We start from the raw sequence: 24,569 nt of genomic DNA, 5'->3' as shown, positions 1-24,569 counted from the left end.
TTTATTTTTATCTCATTTGAAAGACCGGTGAATGCATGAGTTTTGTCACGAAAGATTTGTTAATTAATTTTTTGTTTATTTTATTGGCGCTGTTTTTAGTGCAGATGTTTTATTTAATCAAGTATGCTAAAAAAATTCATTGGTGGAAAGATCGTTATATCGCGGTATTTCCGATTTTAGCTATTACCTTTTGCCTTTTGTTTCCGGTTAACGGAGCTTATGTCCCGGATGACTATCGGATGGATCTACGAAGAATTCCTTATATTTTAGGAACGTTATATGGAGGCTGGCCGCTAGGAAGCTTGCTTTTTGTCTTTATTTTACTGCTGCGCTTGCTAATTGGCGGGTACGATGTAGGCTTTTTATCAACACTAATTTCTCTTCCGATTTTATCCATTCCTTTATTTTTCATAACAAAATATTTTTTGCATTTCTCATTAAAAAATAGAATTATCGTGAGCACCTGTCTTAGTCTGATCGGTTCTTTATTAGCTATGCTTGTATCTATTTTTGTCTTGCACGTAACAAGCATTCCTATTAGCGTGTGGGTTCAATTCGCGATTTTAGATGTAGCAGGCATGTTTGTAATTACCATACTCTGGGAAGCGATACGGGCAAATTTACTAGTGCTGCAGCGCCTGATGAAAGCAGAGAAACTAGAAATTGTCAGTCATTTAGCTGCCAGCATCTCTCATGAGGTGCGAAATCCTCTAACGGCAAGCAGAGGATTTATGCAAATGCTGCAAGAAGATGAAAAAGAACCTGCTAAAAAACGCTACATTTCCATTGCGATTAATGAACTAGATCGTGCAAAAGAAATCATTGATGATTACTTGCTGTTTGCCAATTCTGCTCCGGAACGAAATGAAAAAATGAATATTTCAGAAGAGATTCATCATGTCACCCATATTATGACGCCTCTTGCCAATATGAATGGAGTCGCTATTGATTTTACATTTGATGAAGAAGTGAAGTTCTTCGTAATGGGAGAAAGAAGAAAGCTTCAGCAGTGCCTAATCAATTTATTTAAAAATAGTATTGAAGCCATGCAAAATGGAGGCACTTTAACCGTTAAAGTAACAAAAGAAGGCGAAGCTGTTATTGTGGATATTATCGATACAGGCTGCGGTATGACGCAAGAACAAATCACCCGGTTAGGCGAACCGTATTTTACAACAAAAGAAAAAGGTACGGGGCTTGGAACGATGGTATCTTTCAGCATTATTCATTATATGAAGGGAAAAGTGAGTGTGTCTAGCACAAAAGGAAAAGAAACGTGCTTTTCACTTCAATTTCCACTTTGTGAATAAAAAGCAGTCTTAGGGCTGCTTTTTTTATACGCAAAAGTTTTAGAGATAGATAAGAGTAAACTGATTATTAAAAAAAGTATTGAATTTAATAAATGAAAGCGTTACAATCTATTTAAAGTTATCCGAAACGTTTTGGAGGAATTTTGAGTGACAACGATTAAAGATATAGCGCGAGTTGCTGGCGTATCTGTAACAACGGTCTCTCGGGCTTTAAATGGTTATTCAGATGTAAATGAAAAAACACGGCAAAAGATTGCAGCCGTAGCAAGAGAGCTGAACTACAGCCCTAATACGTTAGCTCGAGGACTGGTTATGCAAAAGTCAAAGACTATTGGACTACTAGTTTCAGGCATCAGCAGAGAGAGCGTAAAAGATAATTTTACATTTGAAGTGCTGTGCGGTGTAAATGAGCGAGCATCTACTTTAGGGTATGATTTGATTTTATTCAATACAAACACGATGATGCAACGAGAAAAAACGTATACTCAGCTTTGTCGAGAGCGAAGGGTAGATGGGGCAATTATTCAAGGTATTAAAAAAGAAGATCCCTATTTAAAAGAAGTAGTAGAAAGTGATATTCCCTGTGTTTTAGTTGATATTCCAGTTCATTCTAATTCAGTGGGCTATGTCACCACTGATAATGCCTTGGGAGCTAAAAAAGCAGTTGAACACTTAGCGAGTCTTGGCCATACGCATATTGGGATGATTAACGGACATGAAGACGCATTTGTCAGCCAAGAACGTCTCAACGGATACAGAGAAGCGCTCAAAGAATGCGGTTTTTCTTTTCGTTCTGAGTGGGTTGTAAGCGGGAATTTTGAAGAAAAGAAAGCAGAGAAAGCTGCTCGGGAGCTTATAAATCGACATAAAGAGGTCACGGCTATTTTTTGTGCAAGTGATTTAATGGCACTTGGAGCACTAAAAGCATGCAAAGAACTTGGCCTTCATGTACCGAAAGAGATGTCGATTGTTGGATATGATAACATTGTCCTTGCCTCTTATTCGTCTCCAAATTTGACGACAGTAGGACAGGAAGTATATCAGATTGGCTATGAAGCTGCAGATTTACTAATTGAAATGCTAGAAGGAAAAGAAACAAATATGAAGCGATATCTTGATACAAATCTGATTATTCGAGAATCAACAGCTAAAAACCACAATTAGTGGTTTTTATATAATGTAAAACCGAAACGTTTCGGATATTATGCGCTTTTTCCAAAACGTTTCGGTAAAACTTAGGGGGATGGAAATGGATTACCGTGTTATTAAAGAAAATGACTTATTTTTACTGACTGATTCAGTAGGAAATATCAATGCAAACCATCAGTATGGTTTAGGGCTATATATGAGAGATACGCGTTTTCTGAGTGAATTTCGCTTGAAGATTAATGATGCAGATCCTGTATTATTGTCCTCAAGTGCAGAGGAGAACCTATTAGCTACAATTCTTCTTACTAATCCGCATATGGAAAAAGAAGGAGAGCTTGTACTATGGCGAGAGTCTATAGAAATAGAGAGAAAGCGCTTTATATATGGAGGAGTTTTCTATGAAAAAATAAAGTTAAAAAGCTATTTTCCTAAAAAAATTGCTTTTACATTAAGTATCCAAACAGATGTCGATTTTAACGATATGTTCATCGTAAGAGGTTTTCAAACTGGAAATGTCGGAAAACGAACGGGGGAAATAAAAGGGGAAAGCAGCCTAACATATACATACAAAGGAGCAGATGATATCAAGCGGGCGACACGGATTCTCTGGGATAAAGAAGCTTCATATGTGGATGAGCAAGGAGAGGTTACATTTTCTTTTGAACTCAATCATCAAGAAGAAGAAGAAATTACATTAATGGTTCAGCCGCAAATCGGAGAGGACACCAATGGGGATATTTTATCAGCCGGTGAAGCATTTAGTTTACTAAGCCAGTCATATAAAGAATGGGAAAAATCTTCTACAAAAGTAACAACTGATCATCCGACAATGCAGCGTCTTATTACAAGAGGACTTAACGACCTGCGCGTACTGCTAACGGATGTAGGATTCGGTGTCTTTCCAGTAGCAGGATTGCCTTGGTTTGGTGTACCGTTTGGAAGGGATAGTCTAATCGCAGCGTTTCAAATGCTGGCTTTTAATCCTGAAATAGCAAAAGGAACGCTGCGTACGATGGCAGCGTATCAAGGAACGGCACATGATCCATGGCGTGATGAACAGCCGGGTAAAATCATGCATGAAATACGTTACGGAGAACTTGCCAACACTAATCAAATCCCTTTTACGCCGTACTATGGAACAATTGACGCGACGCCATTGTTTTTAATTTTATTAGCGGAATACGTAAAGTGGACGGGAGACTTAGAGTTTGTACAAGAAATGCAAATGACTATTGATGGAGCTTTGAAATGGATCAACGAATATGGGGATCGAGACGGCGATTTATTTCTTGAATATCATCAAGAGTCAAGTAAAGGAATTGCTAATCAAGGCTGGAAAGACTCAGGAGATTCTGTTGTCCATCGCAGCGGTGAATATGCAAAAACCCCCATTGCTTTAGTGGAAGTACAAGGCTATGTATATCAAGCAAAAATGGGTATTGCTTCTGTATACGATAAGTTGAGCAAAACAAATCAAGCAAACAAGTTACGTGAAGAAGCAAAGCAGCTGCGTAAAAAATTTAATGAATCCTTTTGGATGGATGACGTATCATTCTACGCAATTGCACTCGATGAATGTAAGAATCAAGTAGGAACGATTACGTCAAATCCAGGTCATGTACTTTTAGCAGAGATAATGGATGAGGAGAAAATAAACAAAGTAACCGAAAGACTAGTGTCGGACTCTATGTTTTCGGGATACGGTATCCGCACAATGGCAGAAGGAGAAGCAGGCTATAACCCAATGAGCTACCATGACGGGAGCATTTGGCCGCACGATAATAGTTTAATTGTTCTCGGTTTGAGTAAAGCGAACAAGCAAACAGAAGCCAATAAAGTTATAAAAGGGCTGGTTGATGCAGCTAGGCATTTTGAGTACGACCGTCTTCCTGAATTATTCTGCGGCTATTCAAGTAAACTTGGCAAGCCTGTTAAATATCCCGTTGCCTGCTCACCTCAAGCTTGGGCAGCCGGTACGCCTTTAGCTTTCATACAGGCGATGCTGAGACTGTTTCCTGATAGTACAGCCGGTACAATCCAGATAAATCCTGTACTCATAGACGATATGAATGAACTCTCTGTAGAAAACCTTGCGATTGGCAGTGGGAAACTGTCATTAACGGTTAAAAAAGAAGGAAGCGAAACGATTATTCACGTAAAAGAAAATACGACAAAGTACGAGCTTCTATCTCAATGTAAAGTAAGAAATTATGTAGGTTAATATTAATTCGACTGCGGCTTATTAAGGGTCAATTAATAAGTCGCAGGTCAATGAAATGAAAGGAGACACCTAATGAAGAAGTGGATACTCGCTTTAAGCTTGCTTCTGGCAGTAGCCGGAGCAACTTTAACTGGATGTTCAAATGTACAAGAAGTTTCCGGGAAAAATGGTCAAGTCGAAATTGTATTAGCCGGCTGGGGAGGCAACCCAACAGAGACGAAGCTGCTTAATCAAACTATTCAAGACTTTGAAAAGCTCCATCCATCGATTCATGTGAAGCATGAAGTGATCACTGATCAATACATGGATATTTTAAAAACGCGTTTAATAGGTGGAAATGGTCCAGATGTTTTTTATCTTGATGCACTTGAAGCGCCTGGTCTGATTAATACAGGAGTTTTAGAACCTTTGAATTCTTATGTAAAGCCTGATTTTGATGTTAAAGATTTTGAGAAACCATTATTGAAAGCGTTTCAAAAAAATGGAGAGACATATGGTTTTCCGAAAGATTACTCCACGTTAGGCTTATTTTACAATAAAAAGCTGTTTAAAGAAGCGGGAGTAGAAGTACCAACAACATGGGATGAGTTTGAAGAAGTTTCAAAAGTATTTAAAAAGAAAGGGATTCAAGCGTTTGGTGTCACGCCGGAATTAGCACGTGTCTTTTATATGGCGCAGGCAAGCGGAGGAGACGTGGTAAAGAACAATAGGGCAAATTTTGCTACGAAAGAAGTCGTTGACGCTCTTCAGCCGCTCATCGATCAGCATTTAAAAGATAAAACGTCTGTACAACCCTCTGATGTAGGTGCAAACTCAGGTACGGACATGTTTGCACAACAAAAGGTGGCTATGGTAATTGAAGGAAATTGGATGATTCCGTTTTTACAAGAGTCCTTCCCAAAACTTGATTACGGTACAGCGGAAGTTCCGACAATAAACGGTCATAAAAATACAATGGCATTTACGGTCGCGTATGTAATGAATGCTGACTCAAAAAAGAAAAAAGCATCTTGGGAGCTCATTCAGTACTTAACTGGTAAAGAAGGAATGGAAACTTGGACAAGCAAGGGCTACGCATTGCCAACAAGAAAATCCGTAGCGGAGAAGCTTGGTTTTGCTGAAGACAAAAAACGAGGTCCATTAGTAAAAGGAGCTGCTTATGCTACTGTCTGGCAAGACGGCCCGTATTTACCTATTATCATGAATAACTTTAATAACCAGTTTTTAAGCGCCTTTTTAGGCCAAAGTGATTTGGAAACAGCTTTGAAAAAAGCACAAAAGCAGGCAAATCAAGAGATTAGCATTTATGAATAAGGCTTGGCGGGGGAGTGGAGGAAATGAAAAAAGGAAAAATACGAACGTACAAACCTCGTGATGTAGGGCAAGGGTATGCTTTTATGACACCTACACTGTTTGTACTGTTGCTGTTTGTGATTGCACCTATTTTTTATGCCATCTTTTTATCTTTACATAAAGTTCAATTGTTGGGAGGGACTGAGTTCCACTTTCGAGGGCTTGAGAACTATATGAAAGTTCTTGAAGATGACAAAGCTAAAATTGCTCTTTGGAATACGGTGAAGTATGTAGTAATTGTTGTACCGGTACAAACCGCATTGGCACTTATACTGGCTGCCACATTAAATGCAGGGTTAAAAGCAGAAAAAGTTTTTCGTATTATTTATTTTTTACCTACACTTACATCATCGGCTGTATTAACGCTTATTTTTATGTGGATGTACAATCAAAATGGAATTGTGAACGAATTTTTAAAGTTTGTTGGCCTTCCGACTTATAATTGGCTTGGAGATCCGCAGGTCGCTTTGATTGCCATTATGATTATGAACATTTGGGCAACAGCTCCATTTTTTATGGTTATTTATTTGGCAGCTTTGCAGGACGTACCCGATTCGCTGTATGAAGCAGCTCAGTTAGACGGTGCTAATGTGTTTCAACGATTTTGGCATATTACAGTTCCGAATCTGCGTCCGGTTACATCTTTCGTGGTGATCATGGGACTAATTGGTACGTTTCAGCTGTTTGATCAATCGTTTATTTTTTCAGGAGGTTCAGGGGGACCTAATAACTCGACTCTAACTGTTGTTCTTCTTATTTATCAATATGCATTTAAAAATTTAGGAACCATGGGATATGCTGCAGCACTAGCCTTTATGTTGGCGCTCGTGATTTTGGTGGCAACGGTTATTCAGCGAAAGTTTTCAAAAGAAGAAAGTATGTACTAAGGGGGGAAGAAAAAGATGAAGAAAAAAACGGGGGTCCTCATTTTATATGCTATTTTAAGCATATACGCACTGATTACGCTAATTCCATTTATTTGGGCGCTGTCAGCTTCTTTTAAAACGCTTGAAGAAATTGTGTCAGGTACGGTGAACTTTATTCCAAAACACTTCACGCTAGACAACTATAAACAAATTTTTGTGGAACAAAAGCTGTTCCCGCGCTGGATGTTTAATAGCTTATTTATTGCTGTAGTAGGAACAGCACTGAATTTGCTATTTAACTCAATGGCTGGTTATGCCCTTGCACGCCTCAGTTTCCCGGGAAAGAAAAGTTTGTTTATTATTATTTTAGCTGTGCTTATGATTCCTGGACAAGTAACCATGATCCCTAATTTTTTAATTTTGAAAGAGTTAGGCTGGTTAAATACCTATCAGGGAATGATTGTACCCGGAATGGTGAATGCGACATTTATATTTATGATGCGTCAATTTTTTATTAATTTCCCAAAAGAGCTTGAAGAAGCAGCGGAGTTGGATGGGTTATCAAAGTTTGGAACATTCTTTAAAATAGTCCTTCCACTTGCAAAACCTGCCCTAGCAGCACAAACGATTTTTGTATTTATGGGATTTTGGAATGATTTTATGAAGCCTTTAATTGTGATGTCTGATGAAAATATGTTTACATTAACTTTAGGGCTCAACACATTTAAAGGTCAGTACATCAGTTATTGGAACTATATTATGGCAGCTTCCATGGTTTTTACACTTCCCATTTTACTCATTTATGCGTTTTTTAATAAATATTTTATTAAAGGAATCTCGTTTACTGGAGGAAAATAAAAAAGAGGCTGGGATAAAAATATTTTAGTTAGAATTATAAACGAACGATTAATTTAAAAATATTAATCGTTCGTTTTTTTGGTATTATGATGAACGTGAATTTCATAAGTTTAGTCGCTTTTAGCGGTTGATGAAAAGGCAAGGCGAAGACTCCTGCGGGAAAAGCGGCACAGGTGAGAGCCCTCAGGAGTGTACGCGACGAGGAGGCTCACCGGCCGCCCGCGGAAAGCGAAGTCTTGTACGGAAATCAACAGCGGTGTAACAAGTAACTTATACTAACTCCTTTATTCAATTTATTCGTCTGTAAATTGTATGGATTTAGTTATGTTTTAACCTCTTTTTAATGACGTTCACTCACATACTGATCAATCATCGTTTGCAGTTCCTCTAGGGTCGTTTTACCGTTGTTAACAGACAGCTGCTTTAACGATTGAAGGGCACTATCTACAACAAACTTCCGGGGATTTGACTGTTTAAACAGCTCTTCTTCAATAAAACTAATAAGCTCTGTGCATTTTTGACGTTCGAATTCATCAGTAAATTGTTTGTGAACCTGTTTTTTTAAATCGATAAGTGCTGCAGAAATGTCCTGTTCTATTTGATTTTTAGTATTTGGGCAAGATGGAAGCCATTCTTTAATCCTTTGCGGATCGAGCAAAATGTCTCCTGAATTTGCTACTTCGTCTACAAGAGGAAGCAGGCGCTTGACACTGTAGCTTATGATCTCATGGGGGTCAGTATTTGTGCCGTTAACCATAAAATTATAGTGAAAGTTGCGATGAAGCATGCCAAGAAACATAATTGCACAATCTAGCAGGTACGGTTTCTTTTCTTGTCCAAATAAATCAATGAACCGCTTGTAAACCCAGTTTACTTCAACAAACTGGGTTTTTTTTATGTATGCTTTTAAATCAGGATCATTGGAAACAAATACTTCTTCAAGTAATGTGAAAAATTTATGTTTATGATGGTTTTTCATCTGTGCATCAATCTGTTTAACAAATACATCTACATCGGTCAGGCTTTTACCAACCAGCAGCTGATTTCGCTCTTGTTCAATTGTTGTATGAAGCCAGGTAAAAACAGCGATTAATAATTCATTTTTTGAAGAAAAATAGTTGTAGAATGTTCCTTTTGAAATGCCGCTATAATCAATGATGTCTTGAATAGATGTAGCTTGAAATCCTTTTTCAACGAAGAGATGGTGTGCATTTTTTACAACTTGCTGTTTTCGGTTATTCATTATTATCACCTAAATATAAAATTAGACTCATGGTCCAACTTTATGATACATGATTTAAAGCGTTTACACAAATGTTCTTTTCAAAAAAATAGACGATATCACGACAATGCATTGATATAAAAGGATTATAGGATTGAAAAAGTCGATAAAATAAAGAACATGAACGCAAGATTTTTCACTTGCATAAATTGAACTCACAGTATAATATACTCTATGTAGAACATGTGTCTAAAAAAATGAACTTAAAGTATAAGGAGGTACAATAATGAGTGAATCGATAAATCAAATTGAAAAGCCCCCTTATGGCATAATTGCTATTTTGTTAATTGGCGCTTTTATCTCATTGTTGAATGAAACGTTATTAAATGTGGCGCTTCCGTCTATTATGAAAGACTTAGATGTGACAACGTCAACTGTCCAGTGGCTTTCTACTGGTTATATGTTAGTGAATGGTATTATGATTCCAACTACCGCTTTTTTAATTCAGCGCTATTCTGTCAGAGGCTTATTTTTAACGGCTATGACTTTATTTACAGCGGGAACAATACTTGCGGGTGCTTCGCCCGTATTTTCGGTCTTGTTAACCGCTCGTATTATTCAAGCATCAGGCGCAGCCATTATGATGCCGCTTTTAATGAACGTATTGCTCACAAGTTTTCCGTTAGAAAAACGCGGAGCTGCGATGGGAATTTTCGGTTTAGTTATGATTTTTGCTCCGGCAATTGGTCCTACCTTATCAGGATGGCTAATTGAACACTATGAGTGGAGAATGCTGTTCCACCTTGTTACGCCAATCGCGGCAATTGTATTAATAGGCGCTTTCTTCCTATTAAAAGACAAAAAAGAAAAAGTGGAAATCAATTTGGATTTCCTATCGCTTGTGTTATCTACAATTGGATTTGGGGGACTTCTATACGGATTTAGCTCAGCAGGGGATAAAGGCTGGGATTCTGTGGAAGTATACGGCACCATTATCGTAGGAGCCGTGGCGCTGATTTTATTTATTACGCGTCAGTTCAAGCTTAAAACACCTATGCTTGAATTCCGCATTTTTAAATATCCAATGTTTGCTTTATCATCAACGATTTCAATGGTGATTACAATGGCATTATTCTCAGCCATGCTGCTAATGCCAATTTATGTTCAAACAGTACGAGGCATTTCTCCGCTTCACTCAGGATTACTAATGCTTCCGGGTGCGCTACTCATGGGTGTAATGTCTCCGATTACCGGAAAATTATTTGATAAATTCGGAGCGCGTGCACTGGCTGTAACGGGTCTAACGATTACAGCCGTTACGACGTATTTCTTCAGTAACTTAGAGCTTGATACGACATATACAACGCTCATTACGCTTTACACGCTTCGCATGTTCGGAATGTCTATGGTGATGATGCCGGTTATGACAAACGGATTAAATCAGCTGCCGCAACGCTTTAATCCGCATGGTACTGCGATGAATAACACGCTTCAACAAGTATCGGGAGCTATTGGTTCGGCTCTTTTAGTAACGGTAATGTCAAATCGTACAGCTACGCATGCAAAAGAGCTTGCTCAAGATGCAATGAGCGGAGCAGGAGCAGCGAATGCAACGGCAGCCGGGGCAGCTCAAATGAAAGAACAAATTGGGATGCAGGCAATGGTACAAGGAATTAACGATGCGTTTGCCGTCTCAGTAGTACTAGTGGTGGTTGCTTTAATTCTTTCATTGTTTATGAAACGCGCCACGCCGGCAAGTGAAGATGAAGTGATAAAGGAAAAAGCAGGACGCGAGCAGTTTGCTAAATAAAAAAGAAATCCCCGCTGTTTCAGCGGGGATTTCTTTAGCTTGTATATCTAAAGCTTAAGCCCATTTTCTTTAATAATTTCCGGTAGCCGATGGACGTTTGATCAGCCATAATATGCGCTTCCATCTGCAGGTCTAAAGGCAAGTCTTCAGGCTTTTGGTTTTCAACCATTTCACGGTCTTCGTCAAAGACGCGAAGGTTAAAGTCATACACACCTTCAACGGGAGAATCTTTGTCAAAGTTTCGAGCGATTGGTGCGAATAAACGTGTTTCGCGGGCTGAAATAGGAGAGACTGCATTCATAATCCACAGTTCTGCGCCTTCTGGGAAGTATACTTTTAGCGTAGCTGTAAACGGCGGATAAACATCAAAGACGCGAAGCCATTTAAAATCAGATGGATTTAAATGCTGCTGTTCTTTGGAATAATTGCTCACGGTGCTCGTATATTCTACATGAAGCCCATACTCTGTATCGCTTACTTTATATTTAGGCACAAAGGCGTTGTTTCGATCACCAAATGTGTCCGTGTGAACCCAAGCAAAATGAGCTACGTCTAAAAAGCCTTCCATTTGACGACCGGCCGAACCCATGATATCAAAGCTCGGACAAACAATTTGCTGAAAATCAGGGTCCTCCCACGCATCGAAGTAAGGCAGGTTATCTTGTTCTCCTGTCAGGGAAGTCCACACTAATCCAAATCGTTCAATAACTGGATAGACGGCCATACACAAGCGGGGAGAAATATTGGCATCAGGGTGAGCTGGAATCGACGTGCATGCACCGTCCGTTGCATAGCGGAAGCCGTGGTAAGGACAGACAATTTCATCATCTTCCACCCAGCCCATGCTAAGAGGGGTGCCTCGGTGAACGCATAAATCACGAGCCGCCACTACTTTGTGTGTGGTACGGTATAGAACTAGATTTACATCTAGCAGTTTTACGGACGTTGGTTTCTCTGTTACATCACTGCAGCGTGCGACGGGGTACCAATACTTAGCGAGCGTCGTCCAATCTTCCAGGCTGAACGTGCAGTCTCTTGGGTAGGGAGTTGCCGTTTTTGATTTGGTCATGGTTGGTTGTTGTTCCATCTATTTTCTTCCCTTCTTTTGTAAGCTCTTTTACTAAGGGTAATATAAAAAAAGAAAATTCACACAATTTATGTAAGGAGTTCTAACATAAAATATGGAACTTTGTAAAAAGTGCGAATTTCAGAAGACGTAAATTAGAGAATATACCAATAAAAAATTTAAAAAAGCGCTTCCTAAATGAATTTAAACGTGATATAATTTTCCAAGACGCTGGTGTAGCTCAGTAGGTAGAGCACTTGCATGGTAAGCAAGAGGTCGCAGGTTCGATCCCTGTCGCTAGCATACTAAAAAACCTTCTTTCTTGTTGAAAGAAGGTTTTTTTATTTGTGTCGGCTTTAAAATTATTCTCCGAATTATTCTTTCCCTTCTTGTGAAAACTTTAACAGTTTGATAGCCTTATTAGGAGGTTTTGAGAAAATATGTGTATCTTTTCCCCTGTGTCTTATGAATCATATTTAGAAATATTCTTAAAAGAATGTTTATTGCCTCTAAATATTGGGTACACAAAACTAGGGGTTAAATTTCAACAGGGAGTGTGAACGATAATTTGATTACGTTTAAGAATGTGTCAAAGCAATATCCAGACGGTACGACCGCCGTGAAAAATATTAATCTAGAAATTAAAGAAGGAGAGTTTTTCGTTTTAATTGGTCCGAGTGGGTGTGGGAAAACAACCACCTTAAAAATGATTAACCGTCTTCATGATATTACCGAAGGAGAACTATACATAAAAGATAAGCTCGTATCGGACCACAACATACATGAGCTACGCTGGAACATTGGTTATGTTCTGCAGCAGATTGCTCTTTTTCCTCATATGACCATCGCTGAAAATATAGCCATTGTACCCGAGATGAAGCATTGGAAGAAAAACAAAATCAAAACGCGCATTGATGAACTGCTTACCTTGGTAGGACTAGACCCAAAGCAGTATCGGAACCGAAAGCCGTCTGAGCTCTCAGGTGGCCAGCAGCAACGTGTAGGTGTAGCACGTGCCCTCGCAGCTGATCCCCCCGTTATTTTAATGGACGAACCCTTTAGTGCCCTCGATCCGTTAAGCCGCGAACAGCTTCAGCAAGATGTTATTAGCTTAAAAGAAAAAATCAAAAAAACATTTGTGTTTGTTACGCACGATATGAGCGAAGCGATGACGCTTGGAAATCGTATCTGCCTGATGAAAGATGGGGAAATTGTTCAAGTTGGAACCCCGGAGGAATTCATCCAAAAGCCTAAAAATGAATTTGTAAAAACATTTATTGGAAATCAAGGCAATGCTTTATTTGAGACATTGGATATGTTTGTCAAAGAAAGTGAACAGCCAGACGTAGAACCTACTGAAGAGTTAGCTTCAACCGCCACTGTTCAGCAGGCAATGGACGCCCTTTACGACCATGAAGCAATAGCCGTGAAAAAAGGGAGCAAACGTATTGGCGTTGTAACGCGCAAAACTCTATTAGCGTTTCTTTCTGATAAAACGAAAGAAGGAGGAACGCTGTAATGAATGCACTAAGCACATTATTAGATCAACGAGGAGATGCACTGTTTCAAGCTCTTCTTGAACACATTCAAATTTCAGTGCTGGCTCTTGTTATCGCCGTATTAATTTCAGTGCCGCTCGGACTGTACTTAACGAGGCATGACCGCATTGCTGAACCAATCATTGGCGTAACAGCCGTACTGCAAACCATTCCTTCACTCGCTTTATTAGGATTACTGATTCCTCTTGTCGGAATTGGAACCTTTCCCGCGGTTATTGCACTGTTTTTATATTCGCTTCTTCCTATTGTACGAAATACATATACCGGAATTAAAGAAGTGGACCCATCTTTAATTGAAGCATCCAAAGCCATGGGGATGAACTCGTGGAGACGATTAATTAAAGTAGAACTTCCTCTAGCACTTCCTGTCATTATGGCCGGAATTCGCACAGCGATGGTACTCATTATTGGCACAGCGACAATCGTGGCTCTTATCGGAGCGGGCGGACTCGGAAGCTTAATTTTGCTTGGTATTGACCGAAGCGATAATAGTTTGATTTTATTAGGAGCCATTCCAGCAGCATTATTAGCGCTTATTTTTGATGGAATTCTGCGAACGATTGAACACTCAGCTAAAAAAGGGTCCAAAAAACGCTCGTTTATTATGATCATCGTATTAATACTTATTCTTGTTTCTCCGTTTGCAGCGATGAGCGCAACAAAACCAGACCTTGTTATCGGAGGGAAAATTGGTGCAGAACAAGACATTTTAATTAATATGTACAAAGAATTAATTGAAGATCAAACCGATATGAAAGTAAATCTTCGTTCGTCGCTTGGGAAAACGGTATTTGTATTTGAGGCTCTGCGTAACAAGGAAATTGATTTGTACCCTGAATATACGGGTACAGCCATTGTGACGCATCTAAAGGAACAGCCGGACAGCAAAGATGAAACAGAGGTGTACAAGCAGGCAAAAGAAGGATTTCAAAAGAAATTCGGCCTTGTCTATTTAGATCCAATGAAGTTTAATAATACGTACACATTAACCGTAACAAAGGAATTTGCCAAAGAAAATAATCTAACAACTATTTCAGATTTGGCAAATGCAACAGATAAAGTAAAAGCAGGGTTTACGCTTGAGTTTAAAGATCGTGAAGACGGCTATGTAGGCGTTCAAAAAGAATATGGTCTTACCTTCCCGAATATTAAAACGATGGAGCCGAAGCTTCGCTATCGCGCTGTAGAAAAAGGCGATATTAACATGCTTGATGCTTACGCAACGGACCCTGAAATCAAACAGTTTGGTTTGAAAGTCTTAAAAGACGATCAGCAGTTCTTCCCTCCGTATCAAGGAGCGCCTGTGCTTCGTGAAGATACGCTAAAAGAGCACCCTGAACTGAAAAAAATCTTAAATCAACTGGGCGGTAAAATCAGTGATGACGAAATGCGTGAAATGAACTATCAAGTAAATGCGAAAGGAAAAACAGCTGAAGAAGTTGCTCATCAATTCTTAGTGAAAAAAGGATTAATTAAAGAGTAAAAACGAAGAAAAAAGCTAGGACAACAGTATGTTAGTTGAAAGAAGATCCGAATGATGAATCGTTCGGATCTTTTTATTTTAGTTGTTTCTAGCAGTTGATTGGAGGGCAACGCGAAGACTCCCGCGGAAAGAGAAGTCTTGCATGGAAATCAACTGAGGTGCAAGAAGTGATTCATACTCGATTATTTACTCCATTCGTCCATCTTTGGATTGGCGTGATTTCGTTATGTCTCAATCTCTTTTTAATGTGAGAGAAGCATTAATGAAAATGAGGTCTTATGAACAAGCTAAAGGTACCGAATTTGTTTTCTGATGGAAGGAAGGCGCTTTTATGAATTCATTTTTTACGTGTCATCCTGTACAACATTCCTTTCAGCTTTTTTCAGTTGAACATCTTGTAACTTTAGCTATTATCGTGATCATAGGAGCATTTATTTTTTTGTGTCGAAAGCATCTGGGAAAAAAGAGGTTTGTGTTCATTTTGCTTTCACTCATTCTAATTGCTTCAGAAACAGCCTACCAGGCTTGGGAAATCGGATGTCATCAGTGGTCTGCTGAAACTTCCTTGCCTCTTCAGCTCAGTGATATAGTCGTGCTGCTGGCTGCTGTTATGCTGATAACCAAAAGCAGGTTTCTTTTTTATTTTGTGTACTTCGCAGGAATCAGCAGCTCTGTTCAAGCGATGATTACCCCAGACCTTGGGGGCTATACGTATGCCCAGTTTCGCTATGTGCAGTTTTATGTATCGCATGGCGGTGTGGTACTTGCTTGCTGTATGCTAATTGCTGCCTGCAGATATGAGCCGACGTTTCGTTCTTTGTGGGTAAGCGTAGTATTTGTTAATCTGTACGGGGGTTTTATCTATGTCATGAATCGTTTACTCCATGCGAATTATTTATACATGATGAAAAAGCCAGAGCACGCTTCCTTGCTGGATGTTCTTGGACCTCATCCTTGGTATTTAGTATGGATTGAAGGAATCATGATTCTTAGCTTTCTTGTCCTTTATCTGCCGTTTTGGGTACATAAAAAAATTAAAGGTGATAAAAGCAAAGTCAATTTTGTTGAAGCAAAATGATAATACTGGTAGTTTATAAGTGTAAACTAACTCGGATTTCCTAAAGGAAAAGGAAAGAATGACTGAACGAGCCGTGAGAGGCAAGCATAAAAAATAGAAAAGAAAAAAGCAAGCACAGACATCAGAAGGAGAGTATCAAAATGAAAACACTGGTTATTTTAGCACATCCAAACTTAACATCTTCTCGTATTAATAAAGCCTGGGCAGAGCGAGTAAAAAAAGAAGAGAATGTGTACGTTCATGATTTATACGCAAACTATCCCGATTTCAAAATTGATGTAGAAAAAGAGCAGGAGTTAGCTGTTCAATTCGATCGTATTGTTTTTCAATTTCCATTTTACTGGTACAGCTCACCAGCACTCTTAAAAGAGTGGCAAGATGTTGTCTTAACATACGGATGGGCTTATGGAAGCAAAGGTACTAAACTTCAGGGAAAAGAGTTTGTCGTAGCTACTTCAACAGGAGGCCCTGCAGAAGCTTATCAAGAAGGGGGATACAACCGTTACCCAATGAATCATCTGCTTCTTCCGTTTCAAGCTACGGCAAATTTAACAGGCATGAAGTTCCAAACGCCATTTTTATTTCAAGGAGCAGGCGGTGAGCTGAGCGACAAAGTCATTCAAGATAGTGCTGAAAGCTACGCTCAATTACTAAGGTAAATTAAAAAGCCGCGTTAACGCGGCTTTTTAATTTACATTTGTTCGTGAAAAAGAAGTAAGCAGCTTTTGAGGAGCGATATCTAATCCTTCAATGAGTAATCCTGTCATAGCAGTTAGACTCCCGACTTCAAATGATTCCCCCGCTCTCCAAAATGCGGATTCACCTTGTTTGATATAAATTTTCAGTCCGTTATCGCCAGCTACCCAGCCTTCCCCGTGAACGACTAATAGAAGCTGTGGAATCGTAGCTTCTTGACGGGGAGTATAATCATTTTCTTGAAAAGATAAAAAGCTAATTTTGACATCTCCAGTATGAGAAAGCAATGGATTTACTTTATAGGTAGAATGAAGAAAGGAACGCTCTTCTTCAGATTGAAAACCATATAATTTCATACGTTCATCTCCTTGAATCAAAAATATAAAAAAGAAGTCCTTCTCCTTTCATATACGCATGTAGTAGAAAAAATAGAACTTCAAAGAAATAGCTGTTTTCTGGAAAATGGCTTCATTTTTGTCGAAACTCAAATTTTTTTGAGAGATAGGGAGGAAAAACAGAAGTTTTTTTGAATAGTATAAAAAAAGGTGTCCGCTAATGGACACCTTTTCCTAATTTAAAAATGACTGTAACGCTTGTTTGTTTTCTTCAAGGTCGATGCTTAAAACAGCACCAATACCGGATACTCGTTCATTTGAATAGGAACCTTCGACCGGTAAACGAAGAGATTTTAAATCTGGCTGATTCCCAACTAAGAAATCTTTTCCTATCACGATAAATGTTTTTGGAGGAATATTTGTATCCACATATGGATCAATGACGCCCCATAGCTTAGGAGCTTTTGCCAGCGTCTTTACTTGAAGAGCTTCATCCATTAATTTACCGATCACTTCTTGTTGACGCTTCACGCGCCCGAAATCACTTTGGCTATCATGTCGGAATCGCACGTATCCTAGTAATTTATCTCCGTGAAGAGTTTGTTTTCCAGGTTTTAGCGTCATGCCAATTCCTGATGACATTTCGTGCGGCACGGTAACCGTAATTCCCTCAGGGGCAATTGTATCGGCAACTTTAGAAAAACCTTTAAAATCAACAACGGCATAATAGTTTACATCTACGCCGAAATTTTCTTTAATTGTCTTACGCATTAATTCGGGCCCGCCAAATGCATAGGCTGAATTTAATTTGTTTTTGCCATGTCCAGGAATATCCACATATGAATCACGCATCAAAGAAATAATTTTAGGCTGATTGCTGTCTTTGTCATAATGAGCAATCATGATTGTATCGGCACGCGAATGTTCTTCACCTCGAGAGTCAATTCCAAGAAGCAGCACATTCATGCTATCTAAATTGGCACTTGCACCATTAAAATCAAATTGTCCATCTTTCCCAAAAGCTCCGTCTGCTTCTGCTAACCCTTGTTGGTATTGATAATACACATACGCACCAGCGGCGATTACAAGAATGAGAAAGAAAAGAAGTAGCTTTCTAAAGCGTTTCTTTTTTCTTTGCTTTTTTCTTTTATGTTGTTTACGTTCTGTACGTTCTTCCAAATGTCTCACCATCGCATTCAAAAATATTAATACTTTTTTGTTTGAAACCAATTATGCAAAAAATTATAAAACGACATAATAAAATTAACACTAAGGAATTAGATTAGCAAGTACGTTCACTAGTAAATCTGCGAAGACAGCTAAAATAAGAGAAGTGTACAAATAGAAGAAAGAGGAAATAAAGGTTATTTTTTTCAAGGATCTTTGTTATAATCTATCATAGTTAGGGGAAAAGTTCTGTCTTTTAAGAATGGAATAAGAGGAAAGTCTCTATTTGGGGAGAATCAAATATAGGTCTAAATGTAGAAAAAAGGAGTGAAGCGAATGAGTATATATGTGTCATCTTCGAACCTTGTGCTGATTCCAGAAGCGACGTTAAGTCATTGGAAACCTTATGGCGCGGGGGAATTGACCGGAGCTATTATTTCAGGTAAAGATAGTGCTGAAATAATTAAAGAGCTTAATCAATCGTCTATTCTGCCTTTTACAAGTTTTTTCTATCGAAAGCATTTTGTTATTCTGTTTGATAAAGAACAAGTGAAAAATCATTTTGAACAGCTGCTTTTATTATATAAATCTCAGGGATATATTTTTTATTCTTCTACTTTATACGATGATCACTGGTCCCAGGTCCTTGAAGGAACGAAGCAGCTGCTAACGGTAAATGGACAAGTGGTGCCAGTGCTTGAGCTTGAACAAAACGGTGAATTTGATGTTGTGCGTGATGAAGGCGGTCTGCACATAGTGATAGATGATGACGAAGACGAAGAGAAGCAGCTAGAAAAAAAAGTTCATGAGCTTCCGCTTGAAGAAGGTACCTATTTTATTGGCGATCCGGGATTTGTTGAAAACCGGGACATGCTGGTGAAAGAATATTTTCCTAAAGGTACGTACGAATTTATTTATAGATACGGAGAAAATGGCTGGCTGATGAAAGTAAGTATTCAGCGAAAAGCGATTAAAGAGCAGCTTACTACTCTTCACGCGGCTTTGTCTTAACCTCTATTCATTGTACAATATTGCTAAATAACTATGTTATAATAGTAATATTGTACAATGAAAGGGGTTTTTTTAATGGAAGCACGTTTACAAAAAGTCGTATCGTGGCTAAAAGAAAAGAATGTAGAAGCAGCCTTTATTTCGTCAACCGAAAACGTATTTTATTTAACTGGATTTCACACGGATCCGCATGAGCGTTTGCTTGGCTTATTTGTGTTTAACGAAGCGGAGCCGATGCTTGTTTGCCCATCAATGGAAGTGGGACAAGCAAAAGAAGCGGGCTGGAAGTTTGATGTGATTGGATATGAAGATCATCAAAATCCTTGGAAGCTTATTAAAGAAGCTTTACATAAACGAAACGTAATAGATGTGAAAAAGGTTGCTGTAGAGAAAGAGCAGCTGCTGTATGCGAGAGCTGAAGAACTGCTTAGCCTATATCCAAACGCTGAGCTAGTCGGAGCAGAAGAGAAGTTAAATCAGCTGCGTTTAATTAAAGATGAGCGTGAAGTTGAGATTCTTCAAAAGGCAGCTGCCTTAGCTGATTTTGGTGTAGAAGTAGGTGTAGCTGCTTTAAAAGAAGGCGTTACGGAAATGGATGTTCTGGCTAAAATTGAATACGAGCTAAAGCGAAAAGGAATTCGTGAGATGTCGTTTTCAACGATGGTTTTATTTGGTGAAAAAACGGGAGAAGCGCATGGGAACCCAGGTCTTCGCACGTTAAAGCCAGGAGATATGGTTCTGTTCGATTTAGGTGTAGTGCTAGACGGATACTGTTCAGATATTACACGTACAGTCGCTTACAAGTCTATTAATGATAAGCAAAAAGAAATCTATGAAACGGTACAGCGCGCTGAGCAGGCAGCACTTGAAGCTTCCAAGCCCGGAACTCGCATTGGCGACTTGGACATGGTAGCACGCAATATTATTACAGAAGCAGGATATGGAGAGTATTTCTTGCATCGTCTTGGTCATGGTCTTGGCATCAGCGTGCATGAGTTTCCTTCAATGAGCCGCAACAATGACGATGTGCTTCAAGAAGGCATGGTATATACAATTGAACCGGGTATCTATATTCCAGGACTCGGAGGCGTGCGTATCGAAGATGATGTAATCATTACAAAAGATGGATACGAAACGTTAACGAAGTACCCAAAAGAATTACAAATTATTTCATAATAATGTCATAAAAAATAGAGGCTGCCATGGTGCAGGCTCTATTTTTTATGGGAAAAGAAAAAATTGGTTAAGGTTTCTCGTTTGCTTCTTGATACAATTTCATAGTATGTTACGAAACGATAACATTTCTATCACATTTTCTAAAAACTATATCGTAAGCGAGTGCAGTAGTATATGCTGTACAGTAGGGAGCTTTTTAAGGTCGCAAGCAAGGAGGTTTTTTATGAGTAATTTTACAAAAGATGAAGAATTAATTATACATAAAGCAATAGATGTATTTGGTCAAAAGGATCGAATTGAAGATTATTCAGATGAAAGAAAAAAGCATGGTATTCACGTTGTGGCGTGTGAAAACCATCCGCGTCAAGACGTAACCGCGTATGCAACGCTCGGTGGACATCAATGTCCGACAGGCTATACAGTTGGAGGAATCCCGCTTCGAATTGAAATCGTTGGGGCTTGTCATGAGGAATTCGGTATTTATTCTGCTATTTTAGCAAACTGTATTTTCCATATGATGAAATCTCATGTGTCCATCTTCCCAGGAGCTATTTATAAAGACGTTATTGCAGTGCTTGATGACAGCTTTCATATGCAGCACATTTTGCTGATTCCGCCGTTTTTATGGGATAATTTTTCAACGATTGAACTATCTGATAAAAAAGTAACGTTCCTGCAGGCCGTTCCGATTTCAGAGAATGAACGTGCTTTTGCACTTGAGTACGGAGTAGATTCGTTGCTAAGCCGCTTTGATGCTGAGCAGGTGAATGTCTTCAATTTAGAAAGAAGATCTGTTGTATAAACAAAAAGAGCGCCGACTAAGACGCTCTTTTTTGTTATTAATTAGTAGGTCAATTCTTTTTGCGGTATAGCTTTTTTATGACTTGTTTGGTAGCTGTGAAGGACCATGCCTGCTATGATAACTCCCATTCCAACCCAAGAAAGAATCGATGGCAAAGGACTTGATAGAAGGGAGACCTCTCCTAGCAGGGCAAATAAAACTTCCATCGATTGTGTAGCTTCAACTGCACCTAGCTTTTGAGAATCTTTTTTAACAAGGTCGGTTGCTGCAAAAAATAGAACTGTTGCACATACTCCTGAAAGTAAAGCAACTAAACTGCTTTGATAAATCTGAGTTGTTTTTGGTAGTCCATCGGTCACGCAGGCATAGACAGAAAGAATAATCCAAAACGGCAGGCTTGAAAGCGTCATTCCAAGCACGCGCTGAAACGTATTAAGTGACGACACTTCCATCATTTTACGGTTGCCAAGCGGGTACGCAAAAGAGGCAATTAAAATGGGAATGGTACAAAGCAAGGCAGTAACGGCTGACAGTTCAGTCGCATGCTCAAGCTGCATGAGCACAACTCCTATTAAAATAATAAACGAAAAACCTAGCTGCTTGAAGGGAATGCCTCCTCGCTTCTTTCCTTCCTTGTAAAACAAAGGAGCTAGGAGAGACCCCGATAAAATTGTGATTTGCCAAGTTCCTGCAATAAGCCAGCCGGGACCGTAGGCTGAAGCAAAACAAAGAGGAGCGTAAAATAACCCAAATCCAACCGTGCTCCAAAGCAGCCATTTTTGAGGCTGGGCTTTTATTTCTGCCACCACAGGTTTAATACCACCCCAAAAATAAACGAGCACAAGTAAAAGAGGTACCATAAAAAAATAGCGCAGCGACGCGCTCCACGCCCAGCTGCCTCCGGATAAATCCATCGCTCGATTTAAAACGAATGTAAAAGCAAAAAAGAATGAGGCAGCAATGCCTAATAAAAGAGGCTTCACTTGGATTCCTCCTCACTTGTCAGCGCTTCACCTAGCGTCAGCCAGTTCGTTTCGACAAGCTGCGATGTCAGTGCGGCATCTTTTTGACCGCAAGCGTTCATGATTTCTTTGTGCTGATCAACCGAAGCAAGGCTAGCAAGAGACGAAAAACGAGCGATTTCCAGACGCTGAATTTTGGCGCTTGTTTGTTTTACAACACGTTCTAGCTCTATATTGTTCGCCCGTTTTAAAAAGACGGAATGAAATGCTTCATCCGCTTCGATCGCTTTAAGGACATTTCTTGTTTTGATTGCATGTTCTAGAGATTGATTGTGTTTGATTAGTTCGCCCATATCTTCTTCTTGTAACGAAGTACAAGCCAGCTTAGCAGCAAGTGCATGAAGAGCTGCGACGACAATAAAAGATTGTTTTGCCTCCTCAAGGTTTAATGGAGCCACTTTTGTAGAAGAGCCAGGTGTCGTTTGGACAAGGCCTTCATCTTCAAGCCTTTTTAATGCTTCTCGAACAGGAGTGCGGCTAACTCCAAACTGCTCAGCCAGTTCTTTATCCTGAAGCTTTTGTTCGGGCTGAAATTCAAGCATGACAATATTGTGTTTAAGTGTTTGATAGACTTCTTCCCTTAAAGAAAGTCGTTTGAGAGGTTGAATGTTATTTTTCATAAAACCAATATATCGCATATTACATTAAATAACAATGTGAAAACTAAAAAAACTTCGTCTAAAAAGCAGACAGCTGCTTTTTAGATGAAGAGCTTAATTACTGCTGCGCAAAGATTTAGATAAAATGCTCGCAATCGCTTTGCTGTGCTCAACCTGCGTTTTTTTGGATTCTTTTCGTTCAAGAGCTACTTTTTGAAGGCTTTTTTCTTCTTCAGTTTGAGCAATAACTTGAGGAACGGAGGCAGGTTTTCCGTTTTCTAATGCAACAAAGGTGAGAAAAGAAGTAGCTGCGATACGCTTAATGCCCGTTAATAAATTTTCGGCAATCACTTTAACAAAAATAATCATGGAGCTTTTTCCTGTAACAACAACGAATGCTTCATATGAAATAAAATCTTCTTCGGTGACGGGTTCGATAAAATCAACGTGATCAATGGAAGCCGTAACACACGTCTTTCGTGAATGTTTAGCTGCTGAAAGAGAAGCCGTCATGTCCATGTCAGCGACAATTTTTCCTCCAAAAAGGGTGTGGTGATTGTTTAGGTCATTTGGAAAAATGTGCTGTGATTTGACTACTCGTGAGACGCTGCAAAGTACTGCTTTTTCACTCATTGAAAACACTCCTTCAAACTGTTCATATGGTTTAATGTATGTTGACTACTTGTTCTTATGTATACAAGTTATAGAGAGCCCTTTCGTAAAAAGCTCTTCAAAAGCTTCTATATGGTAAAATAGAACAAATATGAAAGAGAGGATGAGAGCATGAACTTAACTCAATTTTCTAGAAGAAAATATACAGATTCCCCTACACCTTTAGAGAAGCTATCGGTTTTATCTCAGCAGTTAAATGGACCTTCAATTTATATGAAGCGAGATGATATGCTTGGACTGACAGGTGGCGGAAATAAGACACGCAAGCTTGAATATTTAGTAGCTGATGCAAAGGCGCAAGGAGCAGACGTGCTTGTAACGTGCGGTGCGATACAATCCAATCACTGTCGTTTGACGCTCGCTGCGGCTGTAAAAGAACAAATGAAATGCGTGCTCGTATTGGAAGAAGGCGAAAATAAAGCAAGTGATCAGCCCACAGGAAACTATTTTCTTTATCATTTATTAGGCGCTCATGACATGCGGTTTGTCGCTGAAGGTTCTGATTTGACAGCCGAAATGAAAACAGTAGAGCGAGAGCTAATTGAAAAAGGTCATAAACCGTATTTAATTCCAGTAGGAGGTTCGAATGTTATCGGTGCAACCGGATACGCTGCCTGTGCACAAGAGCTGCTTATGCAAAGCTATGAGCAGCAAATAAAGCTTAGCCATGTGGTTTGCACAAGCGGAAGCGGAGGCATGCATGCAGGATTAGTGGCAGGATTTCAAGGTCTTCAAAGTGACGTATCTGTTATTGGAATGAATGTCAGTCGTGCTAAAGAAGAGCAAGAAGTAAAAGTTGCCAAACTGACTAGTGAACTTTATGATCATTTACATAGTAAAACGCCTTTTAAAAAAGAAGAGATTGTATGTATGGATGAATACGTAGGTCCAGGGTATGCTGTTCCGACAGAAGAGATGGTGGAAGCAGTTAAACTTGTGGCCAGTACGGAAGGGATTTTATTGGATCCTGTGTATACGGGAAAAGCGATGGCTGGTCTAATTGATTTAATTCGAAAAGGTTATTTTAATAAGGATGAAAATGTGGTGTTTGTCCACTCAGGCGGTTCACCGGCTCTTTATGCCTATACATCAATTTTTTCATAAAAAAGCAAGG

The 24,569-nt window shown here is 39.3% G+C and carries 23 protein-coding genes and 1 tRNA gene; 17 read left to right on the top strand and 7 right to left on the bottom strand.

Going from position 1 to position 24,569, the window contains the following annotated elements; all coding sequences use genetic code 11:
* The first annotated feature begins 35 nt into the window (after positions 1 to 35).
* From ACFX4G_RS21315 to ACFX4G_RS21285, 7 genes are all read left to right on the top strand, one after another.
* Positions 36 to 1,310 (top strand): ATP-binding protein, encoded by a 1,275-nt coding sequence (locus ACFX4G_RS21315; RefSeq protein WP_377576691.1) that lies wholly within the window; start codon positions 36 to 38, stop codon positions 1,308 to 1,310.
* A gap of 147 nt (positions 1,311 to 1,457) precedes the next feature.
* On the top strand, positions 1,458 to 2,474 hold the full coding sequence (locus tag ACFX4G_RS21310; protein WP_377576688.1) for a LacI family DNA-binding transcriptional regulator: 1,017 nt from the start codon (positions 1,458 to 1,460) through the stop codon (positions 2,472 to 2,474).
* A gap of 85 nt (positions 2,475 to 2,559) precedes the next feature.
* Positions 2,560 to 4,680, top strand: a complete 2,121-nt coding sequence (locus ACFX4G_RS21305) for an amylo-alpha-1,6-glucosidase (protein ID WP_377576685.1) — start codon at positions 2,560 to 2,562, stop codon at positions 4,678 to 4,680.
* Between the two features lie 72 nt (positions 4,681 to 4,752).
* A complete protein-coding gene (locus ACFX4G_RS21300; protein ID WP_318330967.1) occupies positions 4,753 to 5,994 on the top strand; it encodes an ABC transporter substrate-binding protein in 1,242 nt (413 codons plus the stop codon).
* Between the two features lie 23 nt (positions 5,995 to 6,017).
* Positions 6,018 to 6,920 carry a carbohydrate ABC transporter permease gene (locus ACFX4G_RS21295; protein WP_097824402.1) on the top strand — a complete coding sequence of 301 codons (903 nt, stop codon included), beginning with the start codon at positions 6,018 to 6,020 and terminating at the stop codon, positions 6,918 to 6,920.
* A gap of 15 nt (positions 6,921 to 6,935) precedes the next feature.
* Positions 6,936 to 7,757 carry a carbohydrate ABC transporter permease gene (locus ACFX4G_RS21290; RefSeq protein ID WP_013058617.1) on the top strand — a complete coding sequence of 274 codons (822 nt, stop codon included), beginning with the start codon at positions 6,936 to 6,938 and terminating at the stop codon, positions 7,755 to 7,757.
* 130 nt (positions 7,758 to 7,887) lie between these two features.
* Entirely contained in the window at positions 7,888 to 8,019 is a 132-nt protein-coding gene (locus ACFX4G_RS21285; protein ID WP_255255781.1) for a hypothetical protein, read from the top strand.
* A gap of 78 nt (positions 8,020 to 8,097) precedes the next feature.
* Here the strand turns inward: ACFX4G_RS21285 and ACFX4G_RS21280 are convergent, their stop codons facing one another.
* The gene (locus tag ACFX4G_RS21280) at positions 8,098 to 9,000 is read right to left on the bottom strand and encodes a TetR/AcrR family transcriptional regulator (protein WP_377576681.1); all 903 of its coding nucleotides are present in this window, start codon (positions 8,998 to 9,000) and stop codon (positions 8,098 to 8,100) included.
* A gap of 265 nt (positions 9,001 to 9,265) precedes the next feature.
* Here ACFX4G_RS21280 and ACFX4G_RS21275 point away from each other — a divergent pair, with 265 nt between their 5' ends.
* A complete protein-coding gene (locus ACFX4G_RS21275; protein ID WP_097824401.1) occupies positions 9,266 to 10,789 on the top strand; it encodes a DHA2 family efflux MFS transporter permease subunit in 1,524 nt (507 codons plus the stop codon).
* A 34-nt stretch (positions 10,790 to 10,823) separates the two neighbouring features.
* Here the strand turns inward: ACFX4G_RS21275 and ACFX4G_RS21270 are convergent, their stop codons facing one another.
* Positions 10,824 to 11,876: a Rieske 2Fe-2S domain-containing protein gene (locus ACFX4G_RS21270; protein ID WP_377576677.1), complete on the bottom strand. Its 1,053-nt coding sequence runs from the start codon at positions 11,874 to 11,876 to the stop codon at positions 10,824 to 10,826.
* A gap of 209 nt (positions 11,877 to 12,085) precedes the next feature.
* On the opposite strand from ACFX4G_RS21270, the gene ACFX4G_RS21265 reads away from it, so the two are divergent.
* The 5 genes from ACFX4G_RS21265 (at position 12,086) to ACFX4G_RS21245 (ending at position 16,634) form a co-directional block, all read left to right on the top strand.
* Positions 12,086 to 12,158: transfer RNA gene (locus ACFX4G_RS21265), tRNA-Thr, on the top strand.
* A gap of 265 nt (positions 12,159 to 12,423) precedes the next feature.
* Positions 12,424 to 13,374, top strand: a complete 951-nt coding sequence (locus tag ACFX4G_RS21260) for an ABC transporter ATP-binding protein (RefSeq protein ID WP_377576674.1) — start codon at positions 12,424 to 12,426, stop codon at positions 13,372 to 13,374.
* Positions 13,374 to 14,897, top strand: coding sequence for an ABC transporter permease/substrate-binding protein (locus ACFX4G_RS21255; RefSeq protein ID WP_043978380.1), 1,524 nt, complete (start codon positions 13,374 to 13,376; stop codon positions 14,895 to 14,897). Before ACFX4G_RS21260 ends, ACFX4G_RS21255 begins: the two co-directional genes overlap by 1 nt.
* Positions 14,898 to 15,228: 331 nt before the next feature.
* Positions 15,229 to 15,975, top strand: a complete 747-nt coding sequence (locus tag ACFX4G_RS21250; RefSeq protein ID WP_377576671.1) for a YwaF family protein — start codon at positions 15,229 to 15,231, stop codon at positions 15,973 to 15,975.
* A gap of 140 nt (positions 15,976 to 16,115) precedes the next feature.
* Complete coding sequence (locus ACFX4G_RS21245) at positions 16,116 to 16,634, top strand: NAD(P)H-dependent oxidoreductase (protein WP_097824398.1); 519 nt, start codon at positions 16,116 to 16,118, stop codon at positions 16,632 to 16,634.
* A 27-nt stretch (positions 16,635 to 16,661) separates the two neighbouring features.
* Here the strand turns inward: ACFX4G_RS21245 and ACFX4G_RS21240 are convergent, their stop codons facing one another.
* Together ACFX4G_RS21240 and ACFX4G_RS21235 are read right to left on the bottom strand one after the other, a co-directional pair.
* Positions 16,662 to 17,027: a hypothetical protein gene (locus ACFX4G_RS21240; RefSeq protein ID WP_014458652.1), complete on the bottom strand. Its 366-nt coding sequence runs from the start codon at positions 17,025 to 17,027 to the stop codon at positions 16,662 to 16,664.
* A gap of 213 nt (positions 17,028 to 17,240) precedes the next feature.
* Positions 17,241 to 17,972: an LCP family protein gene (locus ACFX4G_RS21235; protein WP_371400142.1), complete on the bottom strand. Its 732-nt coding sequence runs from the start codon at positions 17,970 to 17,972 to the stop codon at positions 17,241 to 17,243.
* 537 nt (positions 17,973 to 18,509) lie between these two features.
* Here ACFX4G_RS21235 and ACFX4G_RS21230 point away from each other — a divergent pair.
* The 3 genes from ACFX4G_RS21230 to ACFX4G_RS21220 all read left to right on the top strand — a co-directional run bounded on the left by ACFX4G_RS21230 (position 18,510) and on the right by ACFX4G_RS21220 (position 21,162).
* Positions 18,510 to 19,184, top strand: coding sequence for a hypothetical protein (locus tag ACFX4G_RS21230; protein ID WP_097824397.1), 675 nt, complete (start codon positions 18,510 to 18,512; stop codon positions 19,182 to 19,184).
* A 75-nt stretch (positions 19,185 to 19,259) separates the two neighbouring features.
* Positions 19,260 to 20,360, top strand: coding sequence for a M24 family metallopeptidase (locus tag ACFX4G_RS21225; protein WP_043978389.1), 1,101 nt, complete (start codon positions 19,260 to 19,262; stop codon positions 20,358 to 20,360).
* A gap of 223 nt (positions 20,361 to 20,583) precedes the next feature.
* Entirely contained in the window at positions 20,584 to 21,162 is a 579-nt protein-coding gene (locus ACFX4G_RS21220) for a suppressor of fused domain protein (protein ID WP_013084584.1), read from the top strand.
* Positions 21,163 to 21,203: 41 nt separating this feature from the next.
* Here the strand turns inward: ACFX4G_RS21220 and ACFX4G_RS21215 are convergent, their stop codons facing one another.
* From ACFX4G_RS21215 to ACFX4G_RS21205, 3 genes are all read right to left on the bottom strand, one after another.
* Positions 21,204 to 22,145 carry a DMT family transporter gene (locus ACFX4G_RS21215; protein WP_377576667.1) on the bottom strand — a complete coding sequence of 314 codons (942 nt, stop codon included), beginning with the start codon at positions 22,143 to 22,145 and terminating at the stop codon, positions 21,204 to 21,206.
* Positions 22,142 to 22,822, bottom strand: a complete 681-nt coding sequence (locus ACFX4G_RS21210) for a GntR family transcriptional regulator (protein ID WP_097824395.1) — start codon at positions 22,820 to 22,822, stop codon at positions 22,142 to 22,144. Before ACFX4G_RS21210 ends, ACFX4G_RS21215 begins: the two co-directional genes overlap by 4 nt.
* Positions 22,823 to 22,897: 75 nt before the next feature.
* Complete coding sequence (locus ACFX4G_RS21205) at positions 22,898 to 23,416, bottom strand: acyl-CoA thioesterase (protein WP_034649541.1); 519 nt, start codon at positions 23,414 to 23,416, stop codon at positions 22,898 to 22,900.
* Between the two features lie 150 nt (positions 23,417 to 23,566).
* Between ACFX4G_RS21205 and cuyA the strand changes: the two genes are divergently transcribed.
* Complete coding sequence (cuyA, locus tag ACFX4G_RS21200) at positions 23,567 to 24,559, top strand: D-cysteate sulfo-lyase (protein ID WP_097824394.1); 993 nt, start codon at positions 23,567 to 23,569, stop codon at positions 24,557 to 24,559.
* Positions 24,560 to 24,569: the final 10 nt, after the last annotated feature.

This window comes from Priestia sp. YIM B13486 (assembly GCF_042787865.1).
Lineage (GTDB): Bacteria > Bacillota > Bacilli > Bacillales > Bacillaceae_H > Priestia > Priestia megaterium.
This window is presented reverse-complemented; position numbering and strand designations above follow the sequence as displayed.

Excerpts from the sequence above, each read along its gene's own strand:
- ACFX4G_RS21315 (WP_377576691.1), top strand. The coding sequence starts at position 36 with ATGAGTTTTGTCACGAAAGATTTGTTAATTAATTTTTTGTTTATTTTA.
- ACFX4G_RS21305 (WP_377576685.1), top strand. The coding sequence starts at position 2,560 with ATGGATTACCGTGTTATTAAAGAAAATGACTTATTTTTACTGACTGAT.
- ACFX4G_RS21300 (WP_318330967.1), top strand. The coding sequence starts at position 4,753 with ATGAAGAAGTGGATACTCGCTTTAAGCTTGCTTCTGGCAGTAGCCGGA.
- ACFX4G_RS21295 (WP_097824402.1), top strand. The coding sequence starts at position 6,018 with ATGAAAAAAGGAAAAATACGAACGTACAAACCTCGTGATGTAGGGCAA.
- ACFX4G_RS21290 (WP_013058617.1), top strand. The coding sequence starts at position 6,936 with ATGAAGAAAAAAACGGGGGTCCTCATTTTATATGCTATTTTAAGCATA.
- ACFX4G_RS21285 (WP_255255781.1), top strand. The coding sequence starts at position 7,888 with ATGAAAAGGCAAGGCGAAGACTCCTGCGGGAAAAGCGGCACAGGTGAG.
- ACFX4G_RS21280 (WP_377576681.1), bottom strand. The coding sequence starts at position 9,000 with ATGAATAACCGAAAACAGCAAGTTGTAAAAAATGCACACCATCTCTTC.
- ACFX4G_RS21275 (WP_097824401.1), top strand. The coding sequence starts at position 9,266 with ATGAGTGAATCGATAAATCAAATTGAAAAGCCCCCTTATGGCATAATT.
- ACFX4G_RS21270 (WP_377576677.1), bottom strand. The coding sequence starts at position 11,876 with ATGGAACAACAACCAACCATGACCAAATCAAAAACGGCAACTCCCTAC.
- ACFX4G_RS21255 (WP_043978380.1), top strand. The coding sequence starts at position 13,374 with ATGAATGCACTAAGCACATTATTAGATCAACGAGGAGATGCACTGTTT.
- ACFX4G_RS21250 (WP_377576671.1), top strand. The coding sequence starts at position 15,229 with ATGAATTCATTTTTTACGTGTCATCCTGTACAACATTCCTTTCAGCTT.
- ACFX4G_RS21245 (WP_097824398.1), top strand. The coding sequence starts at position 16,116 with ATGAAAACACTGGTTATTTTAGCACATCCAAACTTAACATCTTCTCGT.
- ACFX4G_RS21240 (WP_014458652.1), bottom strand. The coding sequence starts at position 17,027 with ATGAAATTATATGGTTTTCAATCTGAAGAAGAGCGTTCCTTTCTTCAT.
- ACFX4G_RS21235 (WP_371400142.1), bottom strand. The coding sequence starts at position 17,972 with ATGAATGTGCTGCTTCTTGGAATTGACTCTCGAGGTGAAGAACATTCG.
- ACFX4G_RS21230 (WP_097824397.1), top strand. The coding sequence starts at position 18,510 with ATGAGTATATATGTGTCATCTTCGAACCTTGTGCTGATTCCAGAAGCG.
- ACFX4G_RS21225 (WP_043978389.1), top strand. The coding sequence starts at position 19,260 with ATGGAAGCACGTTTACAAAAAGTCGTATCGTGGCTAAAAGAAAAGAAT.
- ACFX4G_RS21220 (WP_013084584.1), top strand. The coding sequence starts at position 20,584 with ATGAGTAATTTTACAAAAGATGAAGAATTAATTATACATAAAGCAATA.
- ACFX4G_RS21210 (WP_097824395.1), bottom strand. The coding sequence starts at position 22,822 with ATGCGATATATTGGTTTTATGAAAAATAACATTCAACCTCTCAAACGA.
- ACFX4G_RS21205 (WP_034649541.1), bottom strand. The coding sequence starts at position 23,416 with ATGAGTGAAAAAGCAGTACTTTGCAGCGTCTCACGAGTAGTCAAATCA.
- cuyA (WP_097824394.1), top strand. The coding sequence starts at position 23,567 with ATGAACTTAACTCAATTTTCTAGAAGAAAATATACAGATTCCCCTACA.